The organism is Pseudarthrobacter sp. ATCC 49987 (genome assembly GCF_009928425.1).
Classification (GTDB): Bacteria; Actinomycetota; Actinomycetes; order Actinomycetales; family Micrococcaceae; genus Arthrobacter.
Window position 1 is genome coordinate 3,660,811 of sequence record NZ_JAABNS010000001.1, and the last position, 19,824, is coordinate 3,680,634.

The window sequence follows — 19,824 nt, forward strand, 5'->3', positions numbered from 1 at the left end:
AAGTTCCAGCTGCTGTAGCCACACGGCGGCACCCATCGCACCTGGCGGAAAAGAACCAAACCTGGTGACTTCGCAATTTGATCAATTCCTTCAAGAAGCAACCACCCGCGGGGCCGGTCCCGACGACACCCTCGACGGCGACCCTCTTTACGGCCTCTACATGAGCTGGTGCCACGTCACACAGGCAGCGCCGCGGACCGAAAGGTCCTTCTGGCAGGCCATGAAGAAAAAACAGATCGTCCCGGGCCGCAACGGTCTCCGGATGCAGGGCCACGCGGCGGCCGACTACATCCTGACCAGCCACCTGGGCCTGGTCTGACGGCGGCGCCTACACCTTCCGGTGGATCGACTTGTAGCTCAGGTAGGCGTTGAGGCCCTCGACGCCGTATTCGGTGCCCAGCCCGGAATCGTGCCGGCCGCCAAAGGGTGCCGCGTGGTTGGAGGCGAAGAAGTTGATGCCCACCGACCCCGTATCCATCCGGTCGGCCACGGCCAGCGCGGCCTCCGGGTCCCGCCCGAACACCAGCCCGCCCAGGCCGAACTCGGTGTTGTTGGCCAGGGCAACGGCCTCCTCGGCACTGCCGTCGGCGTCGTTGTACTTCAGGATGCAGATGACCGGGCCGAAAATCTCCTCACGGGAAATCCGCATGTCCGCAGTGACATCCGCGAACACGGTGGGCTCAACGAAGTACCCGCTTTCCAGCCCGCCGCCCAGTGACGCTGCCCGTCCGCCGGTGGTGGCGCGGGCGCCTTCGGCCAGCCCCGACTCCACGTATTCCAGCACTGTCCGGTACTGGGATTCCGTGGCGCAGGGCCCGAAGACCGTGTCGGGGTCCAGCGGGTCGCCCTGCTTGCCGCCCGCGATGGTGGTGGTGACCATATCCACCACTTCCTCGTACCGGCTGGCGGGGGCCAGGATCCGGGTCGAGATGTAGCAGGTCTGGCCGGTGTTGCGCATGGAGGAGCGGATCAGCACCTTGGACATCGCGTCCAGGTCCGCGTCAGGCAACACGATTGCGCTGGATTTTCCGCCAAGCTCCAGGGTGACGGGGCGCAGCAGCTCGCCGCAGGCCGCGGCAATTTTCCGGCCCACGGGCGTCGAGCCCGTGAAGGCCACCTTGTCCACGCCCGGGTGCTTCACCAGCGCATCTCCCAGCCGGCCGGACCCGGTGACCAGGTTGACGACGCCGGCCGGGACCCCGGCCGCGGCCACCGCGTCGATGATCACCCGGAGCGACAGCGGGGTGGGCGACGCCGGCTTGATCACCACTGTGCAGCCGGCCAGGAGCGCCGGGGCGAGCTTGATGACCACGAGGTTGATCGGGAAGTTCCAGGGCGCGATCAGGGCACACACGCCGATCGGTTCGCGCCGGACCACGGATTCCCCGCCACCGTTGGGGAAGGCCCGCACGTCCTCACGCTCAAGGTAGTCGGCCAAGGTGGCGAAGTAGCGGAAGATGCCCGCGGCATTGGCGGCGGCCCCGGCGGATTCGGACACCGGAGAGCCGTTCTCGCGGGTGTTCGTCAGCGACAGCTCCCCGGCACGCTTCTCCACTTCGTCAGCGATGCGCAGCAGGTACGCCGCGCGGACCGACGGTGCGAGGCGCGGCCACTCGCCGGCGTCGAACGCCCGGCGGGCGGAGCAGACGGCGGCGTCGACGTCTTCGGGGGTTCCGTCCGGCACGGAGCCCCAGACTTCGCCGGTGGCGGGGTCTGTGACCGGGTTGCGGCCGGTGCCGCGCGCCGGCGTCCAGGCGGCGTCGATGAAGATGTCGTCGACGTGCGTGTACGGCAGCTTGAGCGCGGCGCGGGCGGCCACGGCGGGGGCGTCGTGCGTGGCCGCCGTCATCGGATGACCGCCGTCTTGAGCAGGGCGGTGGAGCGGTTCAGGTCGGCCGTGGCCATGTCGTGGGCGGCCTGCGTGATGAGCTCGGGCACGATTTCCGAGGCCAGCCGGTCCGTGTAGGTGGCCGGGTCCATCTTGAACCAGGTGGAGGCCAGGGCAATCCCGGCCTGGTCGAAGCGCCACAGCCGGTCGGCGTCGCGCATCAACGCGTCCTCCAGCGACTGGGCCACCGGGCGGGTGTCGTGGCCGTCGATGATGTCGCAGACGCGTTCGATGAACTCCGGTGAGTAGCCCAGCGGCGGCAGCACCCGGCGGGCGACGTCGCAGCCCTGCTTCTCGTGTTCGTAGCGGATGGCGGCCTTGCGCCAGTCCCCCGCGAAGCCCTCGGAGATGATGCGGGTTTCGTCCACATGGGCCCAGCCGGTGTCGTGCAGCAGGGTGGCCACCCGGACCAGTTCGGCGTCGGCGTCGGGGTAGGCCCGGCACAGCCGCTCGGCGAAGGCGAGCGAGATCGGCAGGTGGATGTCGTTGCCGCGGGTGCGGGTCTCGTGCACCACGGCCCGCCAAAGCCCGTCGAGGTCCTCGAGCGCAGCCGGGGTGGTGGCGATCGGGGCTGTGTCCACCGGTCCCGCCGCCGGGACCGGGCGGGCCGGGTACGCAGCGGCGAACTCCGCAACCGCGGAATCAACAACCGCGGAATCAACAGCCGCGGGATTGGCGGCCGCCGGGTTGTCGCCAGCGGGGTTCGCGGTGCCGGCGTCGGCGACCGGGGTCTTGGGTGTGGTCATGGTGCTCCTTCGGGTGGGACCGACTTACTGTCTGAGTGCAGTTAGCTGTCCGTGGTAATCGTCTTGAGGGGTGTGGCCGGGTCCGCGGCGGCGCCGGCGGGGATGTTCTGGCCTTTGGCAAGCGCGTTCTTGACCGCCATGAAGTCCAGCGGGGCGTTGACGCAGTCCGCGGCGATGACCTGGCCCTTGCGGTAGTAGATGACGCTGAATTTTCCGCGGTCCTCGTCCCGCCGCAGCACGGTCTGGTCGTAGCCGTTGCAGAGTCCGGCGATCTGGAGTTTGAGGTCGGCCTGGTTGGACCAGAACCACGGGATGCCGGCGTATTCCTCGCGCCGGCCGGTGAGCGAGTAGGCGGCCACCTTGGCGTGTTCGATCGCGTTGTTGACGCTCTCCAGCCGGATCCGCTCGCCCGGTTCGGAGCCGGGCACGGGATTGGGCATGTTGGCGCAGTCGCCGATCGCCACCGTGGTGCCGTCCGAGGCCAGCGCGAAGCGGTCCACGACGATCCCGTTGTCCACCGTGAGGCCAAGTTGTTCGGCCAATTGGGTGTTCGGGATGACCCCGATGCCGACCAGCACGATCTGCGCGGGCAGCACCGTGCCGTCCTGGAGCTCGACGCCGGCGACCGCCGTCTGTTTTTCACCTGCAGCGGTCTTCGCGGTGAAGCGTTTGGCGCTCGTGTTGAGCCGGATGTCCAGGCCGCGGGCGCGGTGGGCCTGCAGGAAGTACTCGGCTGTCTCCTCGCCGACGGCGCGGCCCACCAGCCGCGGACCGAATTCCAGCACGGTGACGTTTTTGCCCATTTTTTGCAGGCTGGACGCGGCTTCAAGGCCGATGAATCCGCCGCCGATCACCACAACGTCCTGCGCGTCCCCCACCCGGGCCTTGAGGGCCAGGGCGTCGTCAGCGTTACGCAGGTAGAGCACGCCGTCGAGGTCCCCGCCGTCGACCTCCAGTTTCCGGGCGCGGGCGCCCACGGTGAGGGCTAGCCGCTTGAAGGGAAACTGCCTGCCCGAAGACGAATGCGCGACGCCGGAGCCGTCCGGGTCCTTGTCGATCCTGACGATATATTCGCCCTTGACCAGCCCCACGTTGTGGTCGGCCCAGTACTCGTTGGAACGGAAAATCAAGGATTCACTCTCCACCGTGCCCTGCAGGAACTCCTTGGACAGGGCCGGGCGCTGGTAGGGCCGGTGGTCCTCGTCGCCGAGCAGGGTGATGTGCTCATCGAAGCCGAGCGCCCGGAGGGACACCGCGAGCTGGACGCCTGACTGGCTGGCGCCGATGATCAGCAGGCCGGTGCGGGTAGGGCTGTCAGTTTCGGTACCGGCTGCGCCGGCCGTTCCGGCGGACGTCTGCTCCGCCGCGGCAACGTGGGTGCCCATCACTACACCTGGGTTTCCGGGGTGGTGACGAACAGTTCGATCTCGTCGATGAGGCGGAGCTGGCAGGACAGGCGCGAGTTGTCCTCGCGGTCCACGGCGGTGCCGTAGAGCATCTCGTCCTCCATGTCCTCCATGGGCGGGAGCTTCGAAAGGCAGTCCTCGCGGACAAAGACGTGGCAGGTGGCGCAGGAGAGCGACCCGCCGCATTCGGCGACGATGCCGGGGACGCCGTTGCGCACCGCGGTTTCCATGACGGAGTCGCCGGGATTGCCCTGCACGTCGCGGACGGCGCCTTCGGCGTCGGTGAAATGAACCGTTGGCATTGGTCCTCCTTGGGGTTGAAAACGGAAAGTTGGCAGATCGGGCAGAGTCAGATGAACTGGCGGCCGCCGTCGACCACCATGGTCTGCCCCGTGTAATAGGAACTGTCCGGCCCGGCCAGGAAGAGCGCCGCACCCACAATGTCCTCCGGCTGGCTGGCCCGCTTGATGGCGCCGCGGTCCACGCCATAGTTCTCGGCGTTTTCCATCAGCCCGTAGCTGGCCTCGGTGAGGGTGAACCCGGGGGCGATCGCGTTGACCGTGATCCCCCGCCGGCCCAGTTCCTTGGCCATCACCCGGGTCAGGGCCACCACCCCGCCCTTGGAGGCGACGTAGTGCAGCCACTGCTCCGAGCCGCTGAAGATCGTGGCGCTGGAGAGGTTGATGACGCGGCCGCCCTCGGGCAGGAACGGGCTCGCCGCCCGGGTGACGAGCCACGGGCCTTTGAGGTTTACGTTCATCACCAGGTCCCATTCGGCCGGGTCGATGTCCTCGAACGGGCTGCGGGTCACCCCCGCGTACACCGCCGCGTTGTTAAGCACGACGTCGATGCTTCCGCCGCCGAAATCCGCGCAGCTTTTTGCGAGGGCCTCGGTGGAGTCGACACTCGTGACGTCGGCATGGAAGGCCGCCGCGTCGGCCCCGGTATCCAGGACCAGCTTGGCCGTTTCCTCCGCACCCGCGAGGTTCACGTCCGCCACCGCCACGCGGTAGCCGCGGCGGGCAAAGCCGAGCGCGAACGCCCGGCCCAGCCCGCCGGCGGCACCGGTGATCAGGACGGTGCGGGCAGGCTGGCCCGCACCGTCCAACTGCGGATCAGACATGGCTGTGGCTGTGCGCGCCCGGTCCGGCGACGGCCAGTTCGTCTTCTGCGTCGAGGATCTGGACCGTGCCCTTGGTGCCGTCCACGCGCAGCCGCTGCCCGGTCTTGATCGTGGTGGACGCCGAGCCGGTGCCCGTCACAGCCGGGAGGCCGTATTCGCGGCAGACGATCGCCGCGTGGCTCATCATGCCGCCGATGTCCGTGACCGTGGCCTTGATCTTGCCGAAGATCGGGCCCCAGGACGGTGCTGTGACGGTGGCGACCAGGATCTCGCCCTGCTGCACTTCGGAAAGCTGGTCCGCGTCGGTGATGACGCGTGCCACGCCCTCGACGACGCCGGGTGAGGCTGCCATGCCGCGCAGGCCGCCGCCTTCCACCGCTTCGCCGGCGCCGAGCCACTGCTGGACCTGCTCGGTGGTGATGCCCCAGAGCATCCGGGTGAAGGGTTCGGTGATGATTTCCGGCGGCGTGTTCAGCGCCGGGGCCGGCCGGGCGGTCTTGAGCGCATCCACGATCCCGCGGCGGCGCTCGATCTCCTCCGGCCAGTAGTCCGGGCCGATCGGCTTGGCGCCGACGCCCCAGCCGGTGACGAGGTCGAAGAGCGCGTCGCGGACCTCGTTGCGGCCCAGGTACAGCAGGTCGTCCGGTTCGGTCCAGAAGCCCTCCGCCTGCATCATGCGGCTGAGCTCGCGGATCTTGCGCCAGAAGACGCCCATGGTCCAGTGCTCGATGTAGAAGTTGTGGTTCTCCACATACGGGTAGGCGGTGGCGGCGAGCCCTCGCTTGGCGTCGAAGAGCGCCTGGTTTTCGCCTTCCAGCAGGTCCCGGTATTCCTCGATGATGCGGTCGCGTTCGATGATCAGGGCCTCGACCGGCCGCATGATTTCCTGTCCCTCGTCCACGCGGCGGATGTAGTCAGCGATGTAGCCGAGCGGGATTTCCTGGTGTTCGTTCCAGTACTTGTCGTGGCCGTAGAAGCCGTTGCCCACGGTGAAGTTGAACCACGGGTCCTTGGCGGCCTCGTACTGGGCCGTCCAGCGGTCCCCGCCGGGCGCCGCGGCGATGGCCGCCAGGGTGGACTCGACGTCGTCGGTGTTGCCGAAGAGCGACTGCAGCCCGAGTTCGACGGCCAGTTTGGCCAGCCCCTTCAACTCGTCATCCGGGCGGAAGAGTTCCATGTCCACGCCCTGCACCATTGTGGCGATGGACTGGTCGGGGATGTTGGGGAAGACCTGCTTGCAGAAGTTGAAGAAGTCCAGGTAGGCGATGTAGCCGAGGTTGAGGAACTCGAAGTGGTACTGCCAGTTCTGGTAGGCCAGCTGGATGAGCCGGTCGTAGCTCTCGAGCAGCTTCTCGGAGCCGTCCTTGCCCTTGCCGGAGAGGATGTCCTCCATCGGGACCACGTCCGGGAGCTTGGGGAAGGAGATGGTTTCCATCTCCTCGATGGTGCCCTTGACCTTGACGTGCCACTGCTTGAGGAGCTGGTCCCAGTTCTGGAAGTAGTGGCCCACGCGCTGTTCGAACAGGGGCACCCGCGCGGCGATCTGGTCCTCGGGCACCGGGATGGGCGACATGTAGAGGTAGCCCAGGTGGACGCGGAATTCGATGCCGTTGGCGTTGGGGATCATCAGGTGCCGGGCGTTGTACTGGCCCAGGCACTTGACCGCGAATTCTCCGCCGATGGTCTCGAAGGGCTTGAACACGGTGGGCCAGTGCTGGCTGTCGCAGAACCAGAACTTGGCGTCCTCCTGCTCCTTGAGCTTGTCCTGGAACACCAGGTAGTACGGGTAGATCTTTTCCCAGCCCTCGGCGCCTGCGGGGACCGCAAGCTCGGAGGGTTTGGGGAAGGACTTCAGGGACATGGCGGTCCTTTCAATTCGGGCTCGGCGTTGAGCCTGGGTGACGGAGCGGACTAGCGGGTCAAAACTTGTTAGATGAGCTGGCGGGGGCTGAGTCCGCTGAAGTAGCCGCCGGCGGTTGCCGAGGACGGGACTGTTTGCGTGACCACCGTCGGCTTGGAGGAGTGCACGGTTTCCGGCCGGGACTGCAGCAGGAGCAGGTTTTCGCCGTCGGGCAGGTCGGTGTCGAGGGCCCACTCGATGTCCTGCGGGCACTTGTAGTGTTTCTCCGCACGCTTGGCCATCTGCGCGACGGCGGTGAGTTCCGCATCGCTGAGGCTGCGGCGGCCGCGGCGTTCGGCGTCGACCTCCCGCTCCACCAGGCGGCCGGCCCCGGCGTCGGGGACGAGTTCGGCGTGCTTGTCGCCGAGGTGTTCGGAGATGACGGCCAGGGTGACCTTGTCCAGCATGATGTTGTCCGGGGTGACCTGGCCGGAGACCACCATCTCGCCGACCCCATAGGAGGAGTCGATGGTGATCTTGGAGCGGTCGCCGTTGGTGGGGTCCATGGTGATCGCGACGCCGGAGACGCGTGCGTTGACCATTTTCTGCACCACAACCGCCATCGAGAGACCTTCGTTGGGGATGTTGTTCTTGAGCCGGTAAATGATGGCGCGGGAGGTGAACAGCGAGGCCCAGCACTGGCGGATGTGCTCGGTGACGGCCTTGACGCCGTCGAGCCAGAGGTAGGTGTCCTGCTGGCCGGCGAAGGAGGCGTCCGGGAGGTCCTCGGCGGTGGCGCTGGAGCGCACGGCCACCGGGACGGGTGCCTCGAAGCGGGACATCAGGGCCTCGTAGGCGCCGACGGTGAGCTCGCGCATCGCTTGCGGCACCGGGCGGGAGCAGATGTCCTCGCGGATGGCGGCGGAGACCTTGTCCACCTGGCCCATGTCCTCGGGGTCAAGATCGGCCAGGAGTTGGTGAATATGCCGGGTGATGCCTGCTTCCTCCATAAAGGCGTCGAACTGGGCCGTGGTGACCACGAAGCCGGGCGGAACGGGCATGCCGGCGGAGGTCATGGTGACGAGGGAGGCGCCCTTGCCGCCGAGGTTTTCGAGCTTCGGTTCGATGCCGCCGTCGAAGAACTGGATGTATTCGTTGCTTTGCATATTTCTCAGGCCTTCCAGCTGACGGGGACGGTCTCGGGGACGCGGAAGGACAGGTTTTCGCGGAAGCCGATGGCTTCCGGGTTCTCCAGCTGCAGTTCCGGGGCGAGCCGGGCCACTTCCTCGAGGGCGATTTTGGCCTGGAGCTTGGCGAGCATGTTGCCCAGGCAGTAGTGGATGCCGAACCCGAAGGAAAGGTGCTCGCGGGCGTTGGGGCGGGTGATGTTGAAGTCCTCGCCGGCGTTGAACTTGTTCTCGTCACGGTTGGCAGAGCCCATCAGGAGCAGCAGCTGCGAGCCTTCCTCGATCGCGACGCCGCCGACTTCTGTGTCCTTGAGGGCCTTGCGCCGCCAGCCGACGATCGAGCCGGCGTAGCGGAGGACCTCGTCGATGGCTGCCGGGATCTTCTTGGGGTCCTCGACGAGCTGCTTCCACTGCTCGGGGCGGGCCAGGAGTTCGCGGAGGGCGTTGGAGATCAGCGTGGTGGTGGTCTCGTGGCCGGCGAAGAGCAGGCTGTAGAGGACGGAGGCGATCTCGTGGTCGGAGATCTCGGCACCTTCCTGCTGCGACTTCACGAGGTCCGCAGTGAGGTTGTCGCCGCCTTCCTCATGGGCCACCTTGACCAGGCGGAGGCATTCCTGCCAGTACTCCACGAGGTTGTGGGCGTGCGGGATCTGCTCCTCGTCGCTGAGGTCGCCCCAAGTCATCGCCGCGCGGGAATCGCTCCAGCGCTTGAACGTGTCCACCTGGGAGACGTCCGCGCCGATCAGGGTGAGGATGGTGATGGTGGGGACGTCGTAGGCGAGGTCCTTGACCATGTCGCCGCGGTGTTCCGGACGGGCCAGCATCTTTTCGAGCAGCTCGACGACGTTCTGCCGGATGAAGGGCTCCAGCGCCTTGTAGCGGCGGGGCGTGAAAGCCTTCTGGACCACGGCGCGGATGCGGGTGTGCTCCGGCGGGCGGCGGGCGGACAGGCCTGAGTAGGCGGTGAAGCCGCCGTCCTCCATGATCTTTTTCGCGGCGGCGCCGCGTTCGCGGACGGGGGCCTGGGCATTTTCGCTGGAGAAGGTCTCCCAGTCCTCGAAGACAGCCTTGATGTCGTCGTAGCGGGAGACGACGTAGAGGCCGACCCGCTCGTCGAACATCACCGGCTGCTCGGCCCGGAGTTCGGCGTAGGCCGGGAAGGGGTCCTTCATCTGGAACGGCTCGTAGCCGTGGTGCCCTTCGGGTGCTTCGGCGCCGTGTCCAAAGGGACAGCGGCCGGCCGTTTCCGTCGAGGGTGACATCTAAGCTCCTTGGTTTTCGGTCCCGCCGGCAGCGCCAGTGCATGCCGGGGTTCTTATTCACCAGTGTGGCCCCCATCACTACCGGTCGACAGGGTTGGCTTCCACTCAGTGGAAACCAGTTGTTTCCGCGCCCGGCCAACCCGCTCCCCCTGGACAGCGTCCGGCCCGGCCCCGGGGTGGTGCCTGCGGTCCGGGGGCACTTCGACACGGACACGCCGCCAACACAGTCGCCGACGCCGAAAATCGCCGCCAAAGTGCCCCCGGACGGACACTCCCGCTCAAGATGCTGCCGGGCCACGGGGCGGCCGGACGACGTGCGGCTAGGTGCTGGGCTAGACCGCGGACCGCGCCTGGCCAGGTGCTGGGCTCAGTCCGTACCGGCGACGTGGCTGCCCAGCAGCGTCTCCAGCGGGATCCTCGCCGTGGCGCGCTCAATCTGCGCGGCGATGCCCCGCAGGACCGGCAGGTGCCGGGTCATCGTGGCGGCCTGGCTGGTGGGCAGCACCAGCCCGATCGAGGCACCGATCCTGCCGGTATGGAAGACGGGGACAGCAATCGAGCAGGAGCCCAGCCGGATCTCCTCCAGCGTGGTGGCGTAGCCCTGCTCGCGGATTCGCGCGAGTTCCGCGGCCAGCTTCTTCGGGTCCACGTGGGTGTGCGCAGTGTGCCGCTCCAGCTGCCGGTTCAGGTAGGCGTCCCGCACCCAGTCCTCCTCGAAGGCCAGGATGACCTTGCCGACGGCGGTCGCGTGCATGGGAAGCCGGCCGCCGACCCGGCTGGCGCGGGGTACCCGCTTGGAACCGTAGACGCGGTCGATGTACAGCACCTCGTGGCCGGCCCGGACCGCCAGGTGCGCGGTCTCGCCGGTGAGCGAGAAGAGGTCCTGGACGTAGGGCCTGGCCGCGTCGCGGAGCTGCCTCCCGGTGTTCTGGGCGAGCTCCCAGAGCCGGATGCCGAGCTGGTAGCGGCCGTTCGGCTCGCGGGAGAGCAGTCCCCAGTCGGTGAGTTCGTTGACCAGCCGATGGGCGGTGCTCAGCGGCAATCCGGATTTTTCGGCGATGTCGGTCAGGCTGAGGGCGCCCCGGGACTTTTCGAAGGCTTCCAGGATGGCGAGGACCTTCGAGGTCACGGTCCTGCCGGGTTCGCTGCTGCCGCCGGCCATCGTGACCTCCTTGTCGCGGGCATATCTGACCTGGCGTCCGCCGCCAGGCGTCCGCGCGCTGCCCGGAATCGAGTCTAGTCCGGAGTGGCCGGAACGGTCCCGAGCCCCTGCGAACAGGCAACGCGGGGTCACTTCACGCCCATCCGAGACAGACGGCCTCGGAAAGGCGATCAGTGACCCCGCGTTGGAGGGTGGGCGACAGGTCAGGTCAGGCGGAGACCCGCTCCGCCAGGCCGGACTGGGCCGCGCGGACGGCCGGCACGCCGTCGCCGTCCCGGCCGTACAGCCAGTCGTTGTACTGGAAATCGTTGTCCTTCCGGCTCTTGAAGAGCAGGTTGCGCAGCGTCCGGGCCAGCCCCGAGACGTGCCAGGACTCGCCCCAGACGCGCGCGGTGCGCTGGACCCGGGCGGTGCGGCCGGCGCGGGTCGTGTTGAACTCCTTGATCGCACCGTCCCAGGCGTCCGGGTTGACGCCGTCGGCGGTGAAGACGGTGGCGACGGTGGCGTCCTGCAGCGCAGCGGCGTCCTCAAGGGCCTGGCAGGCGCCCTGGGCCAGGTACTGCAGCATGGGGTGCGCGGCGTCGCCCATCAGGACCATCCGGCCGGCGACCCAGTTTTCGATCGGGTCGCGGTCATACATGGGCCAGCGGATCCCGGTGGCCAGGTTCTTCAGCGCTTCCTGAACGGCAGGGACGCAATCCTTGTAGGCGGCCTCAAGCTCGTCCACGCCGCCGTACTGCTCTTCGCCGCGCTCGAAGGAGGCGGACTTGAAGACGGCCACGGTGTTCAGCAGCTCGCCCTTGCGCAGCGGGTACTGCACGAGGTGGCAGTCCGGGCCGAGGTAGACGATGACGTCCTCGAGGTCGGCCTTGGGGGTGTCTTCGGTGATCGGAACGGTACCGCGGTAGGCGACGTAGGCCGAGGGGACGGGCTCGTCGTTGGTCACCAGCGGGCGCAGGGTGGACCTGAGTCCGTCGGCGCCGATGACGACGTCGGCCTCGTAGTCCACCCCGGCGGCGGTGTGGGCCACGCCGCGGCCGTTGACGGTTTCAACGCTTTCGACCATAACGTCATTGACGAGCTTGACGCCGGCCGCCTCGCAGCCTTCGAGCAGGACCCGGTGCAGGTCGCTGCGGTGGATCACGACGTACGGGGCACCGTAGCGTTCCGCGAATTCCCCGCCGAGCGTCTGGCGGGTGAGCTCCTCGCCGGTGACGGCGTCGCGGAAGACCAGGTGCTTGGGCTGGACGCCGATCTCGAGCGCCTTGTCCAGCAGGCCCCAGCGCTGCAGGACGCGGGAGGCGTTGGGGGCCATCTGCAGCCCTGCGCCGACCTCGCCGAATTCGGGGGCCCGCTCCACGAGGGTGACGTTGGCACCGTTTTCACGCAGCGCGAGGGCTCCGGCCAGCCCGGCCATTCCCCCTCCGATGACGAGGACATCGGTGGACGTGGCGTGCTCAGACATTGCTTGCTCCTGTAGGTGAGGTGGGGATTGAGAGTTTGGATTTGAGTTTGAGGCCGACGGCGGCCAGCAGGACCGCGGCGATGGCGGCTGCACCGGCGAAGGCGAGGAAATTGGAATTGACGCCCAGTCCGGCGGCCAGCAGGAGGCCGCCGACCTGGGGTGCGGCGACGGCGCCGATGCGGCCCGTCCCCAGCGCCCAGCCCAGCGCGGTTCCCCGCAGGTGTCCGGGATAGTGGCTCGCGACGGCGGCAATGATGAGGCACTGCGTGCCGTGGGTGCCGACGCCGGCGAGGACCAGCATGAGGTAGACGACGCTGACTGGCGGTCCCGTGACCAGGACCACGAGCGCACCGGCGGCGACGGCGGCCGCGGCGATCGCCGTCGGAATCGGCCCGAAGCGGGTCCCGGCCCAGGCCGTGATGACCGAGCCGGCCACCGCCCCCAGGTTGAGGGCCAGGGCGAAGGTCAGGGCGGACCCCAGGTTGTAGCCGGCGAGCTGCATGAGGTTGGGCAGCCAGGTTCCCAGCCCGTACCAGGCGAACAGGGTGGCGATCGTCGCCAGGGCGAACAGCAGGCTGACCCCCAGGTACGGGGCGCGGAGCAGGGTGGAGAAGCCGGCCGGTTCCTTGATCGTGCGGCCTGAGCCGGCCTTGCGGGCCGCCTCTCCTGTTTCCCTGCCTAAGGCACCGATTGGTGCCAGCGTCTCCGGAAGGTACTTCAGTCCCAGCGGCACCACGACCAGCAGGGCCAGCACGGCCACGAGGAACATGGACTGCCAGCCGAAGGCGGGGATCAGCTGGATGCCGACCAGGGCGGCGATGGATCCGCCGATCGGGACACCGGACATCATCAGGGTGGCGATGGTGGACCGCCATTTGGTGGGGACCAGCTCGGCAACGAGGGCGTTGGCCGAGGGCACCAGGCCGCCGAGCCCGGTGCCGGCGAGGAGCCGCAGGCCGCCGAAGACGGCGGCGTTGGGCGCGAAGGCGCAGAGGATGGTGAAGATCGAGAAGACAATGGCGCAGCCGAGAATGGTGCGGCGGCGGCCCCACGAGTCGGCCATCCGGCCGGCGAAGATCGCCCCGATCATCATGCCGACGAAGGCCATGGATCCGATGGTTCCGGCGGTGGCCTTGGTCAGCCCCCAGCCGGTCTCGGAAATCAGGGAGGACTGGACGGTGCCGTAGACGATGAGGTCGTAGCCATCGAAGACCACCAGGAGCCAGCAGACGAGGACGGCCGCGGCCGACGCTTTGGAAAACCGCGCCGTCGGCCCGTCAGCGGGGGCGGGGGCGGACTCGCCGGGCGTGGACCGTTGCGACATTGCAGCGGGAGGTGTGTGATTCATGCCACTACTGTCCTAGCCGCCGCAGGTGAACCACAATACAATTCTGATGTGCAGAACAAGCCAACGGCCACATCCGCCCGGAAACCCGTGCAGAAGCGGCCCACGTATTCCATCGAGGCGGTCGACAACGCCCTGCAGCTCCTGCAGCTGCTCCGGGACGGCGGCGCGCTGCGGCTCAAGGACGCCGCCGAGGAACTCGGGGTGGCCCCGTCCACTGCCCACCGCCTCCTGGCGATGCTGGTCTACCGGGGTTTCGCCGTGCAGGATGAAACCCGCCGCTATGTGCCCGGTCCGGCAATGGGCGTCGGGCCGGCCGGGCTGGGCTGGACCAGGCTGCTGCGCTCACTCGCCCAGCCGCATATGGAATTGCTCTCCGCGCATCTCAACGAGACGGTGAACCTCATGGTGCGGGTGGGCACTAAAGTGCGTTTCCTGGCCACGGTGGAGGGGAACAATGTATTGCGGGTTGGCGACCGGCAGGGGACGGTGATGCCGGCCAACAAGACCTCGGGCGGCAAGGCCATGCTCGCCGAACTCGAACCCCATATGATCGAGCAGCTCTTCCGGAGCAACAATGCCGAGATTGGCGGGGACACCATTGCGACTGCGGACTACCCGGCATTCCTGCGCGAGCTGGAGTCGATCCGCAGCAACGGCTTCGCGGCCAATTTCGAAGGGACGGAGGATGGTGTGAGCGCCCTCGGGATGGCCCTGCACAACCGGCGCGGGCAGGTGGTCGGCGCGCTCAGCGTCGCCACGCCCGCCACCCGCTTCCGGAAGGTGTTCGACGCCGGGCTCGTCCCCGCCCTGCGCGAAACCTGCCGGCAGCTGGAGATCGATATCGCGGCAAATCCTGCCGAGCCGGACTGACCCCCGGGCCGAGTCCCCGGCCGGCCCGGCCGGCCAATTCTGACCAGCAGAATATGTTGGGGGTCACACTGCTGCATCCGTACAGTCGAACTACGCCAAGAACTGTTCTGACCTACCGAGGAGGCCCACGTGTCCATCAGCGCCGAGAACACGACTCATGAATCAGTGGCCGCGGGGCACACTGCTCCGGAGCCGACGCCCGAAGAAGCCGCCCAGCTCAAAGAGCTGTACCGGGATTTTGACCGCGAGAACCTGATCCCGCTCTGGACCGAGATCGCGGACCTCATGCCGATGGTCCCGACCCCGAAGGCGGTGCCCCACGTGTGGCGGTGGAGCGATCTGTACCCGCTGGCCGCGCGCGCCGGCGATCTGGTCCCGGTGGGCCGGGGCGGGGAACGCCGCGCCATTGCCCTGGCCAACCCGGGGCTGGCCGGGACGCCGTATGCCACGCCCACGCTGTGGGCGGCGATCCAGTACCTTGGTGCCCGGGAGACCGCCCCGGAGCACCGCCACTCCCAGAACGCGTTCCGGTTCGTCGTCGAGGGCGAAGGCGTCTGGACGGTGGTGAACGGGGACCCGGTCCGGATGTCGCGCGGGGATTTCCTGCTGACACCGGGCTGGAACTTCCACGGCCACCACAACGACACCGATGAGCCGATGGCCTGGATCGATGGCCTGGACATCCCGTTCGTGCACTACGCCGACGCCGGCTTCTTCGAGTTCGGCACCGAGCGCGTCACCGACGAGGCCACCCCGGACATCTCCCGCTCCGAGCGGCTCTGGGCACACCCGGGCCTTCGTCCGCTCTCGGGCCTCGATGACACCACAAGCTCCCCCATCGCCGCCTACCGCTGGGAATACACCGACCGCGCCCTGCGCGAACAGCTGCTGCTCGAGGACGAGGGCCACCCGGCCACTGTGTCCCAGGGCCACGCCGCCGTCCGCTACACCAACCCCACCACCGGCGGCGATGTGATGCCGACCATCCGGGCCGAATTCCACCGGCTCCGCGCCGGCGCCTCCACCGAGACCGTCCGCGAGGTCGGCTCCAGCGTGTGGCAGGTCTTCGAGGGCCGCGGTTCCGTGGTCCTGGGCGGCGAAACCAGGACCCTGGCGAAGGGTGACCTGTTCGTCGTCCCGTCCTGGGCAGCCTGGTCGCTGCAGGCGGAGGCTGGCTCTCAAACGGAGTTTGACCTGTTCCGCTTCAGCGACGCCCCCATTTTCGAACGGCTGAACTTCAACCGCACCTACATCGAAGGACGCAACAACAAATGAGACTCCTCACCCTCCGCCTCCCCGTTGAGGGAAAAACAGTCACCAAGGCTGTCCGCCAGGACGGGACCACCCTGACCGAGATCGACGGCTTCGCCGACGTCGGAGAGCTGCTGCGCTCCGCGGACTGGGAAGCCTCCGCGAAGGCCGCCAGCGGCGCCAAGCACCCGCTTGAGGGCGCGGACCTCGACGCCGTCGTCCCCTCCCCGGGCAAGATCATCTGCGTGGGCCACAACTACCGCAACCACATCAAGGAAATGGGCCGGGAAGTCCCCGAGTTCCCGACCCTGTTCGCCAAGTACCAGGAATCCCTGATCGGCCCGAACGATGACCTGGCCCTGCCGCAGGAATCGTCCACTGTCGACTGGGAATCCGAACTCGCCGTCGTGATCGGCAAGAAGGGCCGCCGGATTTCCGAAGCCGACGCCGCGGACCACATCGCCGGCTACGCCGTCCTGAACGACGTGTCCATGCGCGACTACCAGTTCCGCACCATCCAGTGGCTGCAGGGCAAGACCTGGGAGAAATCCACCCCGTTCGGCCCCGCCCTGGTCACCAAGGACGAGTTCAGCGGCGGCCTCATGACCACCGCGGTCGACGGCGAGATCCAGCAGCAGACCCCCACCAACGACGTCGTGTTCACCCCGGAGTTCCTCGTCTCCTACATCTCCACCATCATCACGCTGAACCCCGGCGACGTCATCGCCACCGGCACCCCCGGCGGCGTCGGACACGCGCAGGACCCGAAGCGCTACCTGCAGGAGGGCCAGCTCCTGGTCACCACCATCGAGGGCCTCGGAGAACTGAAGAACCGCGTGGTCAAGGAAGCCTGATGGTTGCCCGCCACGACCAGACGACGGACCCGGAGCTGCTCGCGGCGCTGCTGCAGGCGCGCCGGGGCACGGCATTCTTCGCGCGCAAGCTCAACGAGCTCTCCGACGCGGAGCTCGACGGGCCCTCGCTGCTTCCCGGCTGGACCCGCCGCCACATCACGGCGCACATCGGCTACAACGCCCGGGCCATCGCCCGGCTCATCGAGTGGGCGGCCACCGGCGTAGAAACCCCCATGTACGCCTCCACCGACGTCCGGGACCACGAGATCCACTTCGGCGCCACCCTGAGCCCGATCGCGCTGCGGCACCTGTTCGACCACTCCGCCGTACACCTGAACGCCGAATGGCGGGACCTGCCCGAGGACGCCTGGCACCACAAAGTCCGGACCATCCAGGGCCGCGAAGTACCCGCCAGCGAAACCGTCTGGATGCGCACCCGTGAAGTCTGGATGCACGCCGTCGACCTCGACAACGGCGCCGCCTTCCGGGACATCCCGGTCCCCGTCCTGGAGCGGCTCCTGAAGGACATCACCGGAGCCTGGAAGACCCGCGGCACCGACACCGGCCTCGTGGTCAAGGTGACGGACCGGAATCTCACGTTCGGGGACACGACGTCGGCGTCCCCCACGGTGGTCTCCGGACCGCTGGCGGCCGTCGTCGAATGGGCCGCAGGACGCGGCCACGGCGGCGTCACCGCCACCGGGCCAGGCACTGAAGCCAGTAACGGTCCGGTGCCGGCCGCACCGAAGTGGATCTGAGCTTCTCACCGGCTTAGTCCAACAGCAGACCGGCGGTTTCCAGGGGTCTTCAGCCCAGATGGACCACGGGGGCGTCGCCGCCGGTTCCGGTGAACGTCTTGCGGTCGATGTTGATGAGCAGCAGGGCGATCGGGGCGATCAGGATCGCAACGCCCGCGGCCCAGAGGAAGACCATGGAGTAGCCGGCGGAGAGCGCGGCCAGCGAGGTACCGCCTGCTGTGGCGGCGGCGATGGTGCTGAAGAGCGCGATGCCCAGGGAGCCGCCGATCTGCTGGGAGGCGTTGACCAAAGCGCTGGCGACACCGGAATCATCCCTGTCCACGCCGAACAGGGCGAGGTTCTGCATGGGAACGAAGACCGTGCCCAGCCCGACGCCCATCAGAAGCAGCGCAGGCAGCATGTTGACGAGGTAGCTTCCCTCGGCACTGACCTGGGTGAGCCAGAGCATGGCAGCCGCCATAAAGACCGGGCCCACGGCTGTCGGAATCTTGGCGCCCAGTTTGCGCAGGTTCTTCGCGACGACGGCTGCCCTACCCCTTCACCACCGCCGACGAGCTGCTGGAAATCTGCGACCGCGAGAGCATGTCCATCTCCGACGTGATGCTCGCCAACGAACTCGTCTGGCGCACCGAGGCTGAACTCCGGGACAAGCTCCTGGCGCTTTGGGCGGTCATGCGCCAGTGCGTGGACAACGGCTGCGCCGCGGAGGGCATCCTGCCCGGCGGACTGAACGTCAAACGGCGCGCCCCGTCGCTCTTCCGGACGCTGGCGGCATCAGCGGCCAGCGCCGAGACCGAAGCCCGGAACCCTTCTCCGGTCCAGGTGCCCGCCGACCCGCTGCTCGCCATGGAGTGGGTGAACCTGTTCGCCCTGGCCGTCAATGAGGAAAACGCGGCAGGGGGCCGGATCGTCACCGCCCCCACCAACGGCGCGGCAGGCATTGTGCCGGCCGTCCTGCACTACTACGTTAAGTTCGTGCCCGGAGCCAACGAGGACGGCGTCATCCGCTTCCTGCTGACGGCGGCCGCCGTCGGAATCCTGTTTAAGATCAACGCCTCCATCTCCGGGGCCGAGGTCGGGTGCCAGGGTGAGGTCGGATCGGCCTGCTCCATGGCGGCGGCCGGGCTGTGCGAAGTCCTGGGCGGCACCCCTGCCCAGGTGGAAAACGCGGCCGAAGTCGGAATCGAACACAACCTCGGCTTGACCTGTGATCCCGTCGGTGGACTGGTGCAGATCCCCTGCATCGAACGCAACCCCATCGCCAGCGTCAAAGCCATCAACGCCGCCCGCCTGTGCCTGCACGGCGACGGCAGCCACAAAGTGTCGCTGGATAAAGCCATCAAGACCATGCGTGAAACAGGAGCGGACATGAAAACCAAGTACAAGGAAACCTCCCGCGGTGGCCTCGCCGTGAACGTCATCGAGTGCTGACCCGTGGATACCTTGGAGAGCAGCGCCACTGAATACGTTCTGACCCTCGATTGCCCGGAAACACGGGGACTCGTCCACGCCGTCTCCGGATTCCTGCTGGAGCAGGGCTGCGACATCCTGGAGAGCAAGCAATTCGACTCACAGGACGACGGCCATTTCTTCATGCGGCTCCACTTTGCGTCGTCCGGGGACTCCTCCGGTGGACCGGCCACTCTCGATTCGCTCCGGGAGGCGTTCGTGCCCGTCGCCGAAAAATTTGGCATGCAATGGCAACTGCGTGAACACGGGGCGAAACGCCGGGTCCTGATCATGGTCTCCAAATTCGAGCACTGCCTCAACGACCTGCTGTTCCGCGCCCGCGTCGGCGAGCTGCCCATCGATATTGTCGGCGTCGTCTCGAACCACCCGGATCACCGGGGGATCGTGGAGTGGCACGGCATCCCCTTCTTCCATGTGCCGGTTACGGCAGACACCAAGCCGGCGGCCGAGGAGCGCCTGATGGAGCTCGTCGACCGGCTGGATGTCGAACTGGTGGTGCTGGCCCGTTACATGCAGGTCCTCAGCGATGACCTCACCCGCCGCCTGGACGGCCGGGCGATCAATATCCACCACTCCTTCCTGCCCAGCTTCAAGGGCGCCAAGCCCTACCACCAGGCGCACGCCCGTGGGGTGAAGACCGTCGGCGCCACCGCGCACTACGTCAATGCTGAGCTCGATGAGGGGCCCATCATCTCCCAGCAGGTCGTGGAAGTGGACCACACCTTCGGTCCGGAGGACCTCGTGGCAGCCGGACGGGACACGGAACGCAAGGCACTCTCCAACGCCGTCCGCTGGCACTGCGAGGGACGCGTCTTCCTGCAAGGCAACCGGACCGTCGTGCTGCGCTAGCCACGGTTTGCAGCCAGTGGCGGGGGTCCTCACGCGCTCCAGCCCAGTTGCCGGCCGCCGCAACGCCGAAACCGGGCGTTTTCCGCAGGACCCGCCGGTGTCGGGGGGTATCCCGCGGAACCAACTGGGCAGGAAGGCGGAGCAGCGGAACCTGTTCGACGCATTCCCTTCCGGCGACGGGCACCGCCGTGGCACACTGGGACCACTATCGAGTGACTGGGGGGATTCCAGGTCAGGAGATTGTGATGGGCATTCTGATGCACCCCCTCGATTCGCGCTGCCGGCTGGCGGTGAGCACCTCGTGATGATCGGCTGGGCCTACTTCATGGCCGCCGTCATGACCGT

Annotated in this window: 18 protein-coding genes and 1 pseudogene; 7 read left to right on the top strand and 12 right to left on the bottom strand. The window is 67.7% G+C overall.

The features are described 5' to 3' along the window. Window positions 1-64: 64 nt before the first annotated feature. Window positions 65-319, top strand: coding sequence for a hypothetical protein (locus tag GXK59_RS16960; RefSeq protein ID WP_337248074.1), 255 nt, complete (start codon window positions 65-67; stop codon window positions 317-319). Window positions 320-328: 9 nt separating this feature from the next. On the opposite strand, the gene GXK59_RS16965 is transcribed toward GXK59_RS16960, so the two are convergent. From GXK59_RS16965 to GXK59_RS17015, 11 genes are all read right to left on the bottom strand, one after another. After that, on the bottom strand, window positions 329-1,849 hold the full coding sequence (locus tag GXK59_RS16965; protein WP_160668549.1) for an aldehyde dehydrogenase family protein: 1,521 nt from the start codon (window positions 1,847-1,849) through the stop codon (window positions 329-331). Next, complete coding sequence (locus GXK59_RS16970) at window positions 1,846-2,634, bottom strand: HD domain-containing protein (protein ID WP_160668551.1); 789 nt, start codon at window positions 2,632-2,634, stop codon at window positions 1,846-1,848. The genes GXK59_RS16965 and GXK59_RS16970 overlap by 4 nt, the downstream gene beginning before the upstream one ends. 41 nt (window positions 2,635-2,675) lie before the next feature. Beyond that, window positions 2,676-4,019, bottom strand: a complete 1,344-nt coding sequence (locus tag GXK59_RS16975; protein WP_237393931.1) for an NAD(P)/FAD-dependent oxidoreductase — start codon at window positions 4,017-4,019, stop codon at window positions 2,676-2,678. Window positions 4,020-4,021: 2 nt separating this feature from the next. Next, window positions 4,022-4,342: a 2Fe-2S iron-sulfur cluster-binding protein gene (locus GXK59_RS16980; protein ID WP_160668552.1), complete on the bottom strand. Its 321-nt coding sequence runs from the start codon at window positions 4,340-4,342 to the stop codon at window positions 4,022-4,024. A gap of 47 nt (window positions 4,343-4,389) precedes the next feature. Beyond that, window positions 4,390-5,163 carry an SDR family NAD(P)-dependent oxidoreductase gene (locus GXK59_RS16985; RefSeq protein WP_160668554.1) on the bottom strand — a complete coding sequence of 258 codons (774 nt, stop codon included), beginning with the start codon at window positions 5,161-5,163 and terminating at the stop codon, window positions 4,390-4,392. After that, a complete protein-coding gene (locus tag GXK59_RS16990; RefSeq protein ID WP_160668556.1) occupies window positions 5,156-7,024 on the bottom strand; it encodes a PEP-utilizing enzyme in 1,869 nt (622 codons plus the stop codon). The genes GXK59_RS16985 and GXK59_RS16990 overlap by 8 nt, the downstream gene beginning before the upstream one ends. Window positions 7,025-7,092: 68 nt before the next feature. Then, window positions 7,093-8,169 carry a PEP/pyruvate-binding domain-containing protein gene (locus GXK59_RS16995; RefSeq protein ID WP_160668558.1) on the bottom strand — a complete coding sequence of 359 codons (1,077 nt, stop codon included), beginning with the start codon at window positions 8,167-8,169 and terminating at the stop codon, window positions 7,093-7,095. Window positions 8,170-8,174: 5 nt separating this feature from the next. Continuing rightward, window positions 8,175-9,452, bottom strand: a complete 1,278-nt coding sequence (locus tag GXK59_RS17000) for a cytochrome P450 (RefSeq protein WP_160668560.1) — start codon at window positions 9,450-9,452, stop codon at window positions 8,175-8,177. Window positions 9,453-9,819: 367 nt separating this feature from the next. Beyond that, window positions 9,820-10,614, bottom strand: a complete 795-nt coding sequence (locus GXK59_RS17005; protein ID WP_160668561.1) for an IclR family transcriptional regulator — start codon at window positions 10,612-10,614, stop codon at window positions 9,820-9,822. Between the two features lie 208 nt (window positions 10,615-10,822). Then, window positions 10,823-12,079 (bottom strand): FAD-dependent oxidoreductase, encoded by a 1,257-nt coding sequence (locus GXK59_RS17010; RefSeq protein WP_160668563.1) that lies wholly within the window; start codon window positions 12,077-12,079, stop codon window positions 10,823-10,825. Then, entirely contained in the window at window positions 12,072-13,427 is a 1,356-nt protein-coding gene (locus tag GXK59_RS17015; RefSeq protein WP_160668565.1) for an MFS transporter, read from the bottom strand. Before GXK59_RS17015 ends, GXK59_RS17010 begins: the two co-directional genes overlap by 8 nt. A gap of 48 nt (window positions 13,428-13,475) precedes the next feature. On the opposite strand from GXK59_RS17015, the gene GXK59_RS17020 reads away from it, so the two are divergent. From GXK59_RS17020 to GXK59_RS17035, 4 genes are all read left to right on the top strand, one after another. Beyond that, window positions 13,476-14,297: an IclR family transcriptional regulator gene (locus tag GXK59_RS17020; protein WP_160668567.1), complete on the top strand. Its 822-nt coding sequence runs from the start codon at window positions 13,476-13,478 to the stop codon at window positions 14,295-14,297. A gap of 129 nt (window positions 14,298-14,426) precedes the next feature. After that, window positions 14,427-15,572 carry a cupin domain-containing protein gene (locus tag GXK59_RS17025; RefSeq protein ID WP_160668568.1) on the top strand — a complete coding sequence of 382 codons (1,146 nt, stop codon included), beginning with the start codon at window positions 14,427-14,429 and terminating at the stop codon, window positions 15,570-15,572. Further along, entirely contained in the window at window positions 15,569-16,402 is an 834-nt protein-coding gene (locus GXK59_RS17030) for a fumarylacetoacetate hydrolase family protein (protein WP_160668570.1), read from the top strand. Before GXK59_RS17025 ends, GXK59_RS17030 begins: the two co-directional genes overlap by 4 nt. After that, window positions 16,402-17,160 (top strand): maleylpyruvate isomerase family mycothiol-dependent enzyme, encoded by a 759-nt coding sequence (locus GXK59_RS17035; RefSeq protein ID WP_160668572.1) that lies wholly within the window; start codon window positions 16,402-16,404, stop codon window positions 17,158-17,160. The genes GXK59_RS17030 and GXK59_RS17035 overlap by 1 nt, the downstream gene beginning before the upstream one ends. A 49-nt stretch (window positions 17,161-17,209) precedes the next feature. On the opposite strand, the gene GXK59_RS17040 is transcribed toward GXK59_RS17035, so the two are convergent. Next, window positions 17,210-17,635, bottom strand: a complete 426-nt coding sequence (locus tag GXK59_RS17040; protein WP_237393932.1) for a hypothetical protein — start codon at window positions 17,633-17,635, stop codon at window positions 17,210-17,212. A gap of 50 nt (window positions 17,636-17,685) precedes the next feature. Here GXK59_RS17040 and GXK59_RS17045 point away from each other — a divergent pair. Then, window positions 17,686-18,591, top strand: a pseudogene (locus GXK59_RS17045) (L-serine ammonia-lyase); the annotation flags it as partial. 3 nt (window positions 18,592-18,594) lie between these two features. After that, window positions 18,595-19,479 carry a formyltetrahydrofolate deformylase gene (purU, locus tag GXK59_RS17050; RefSeq protein ID WP_160668574.1) on the top strand — a complete coding sequence of 295 codons (885 nt, stop codon included), beginning with the start codon at window positions 18,595-18,597 and terminating at the stop codon, window positions 19,477-19,479. Window positions 19,480-19,824 lie beyond the last annotated feature (345 nt).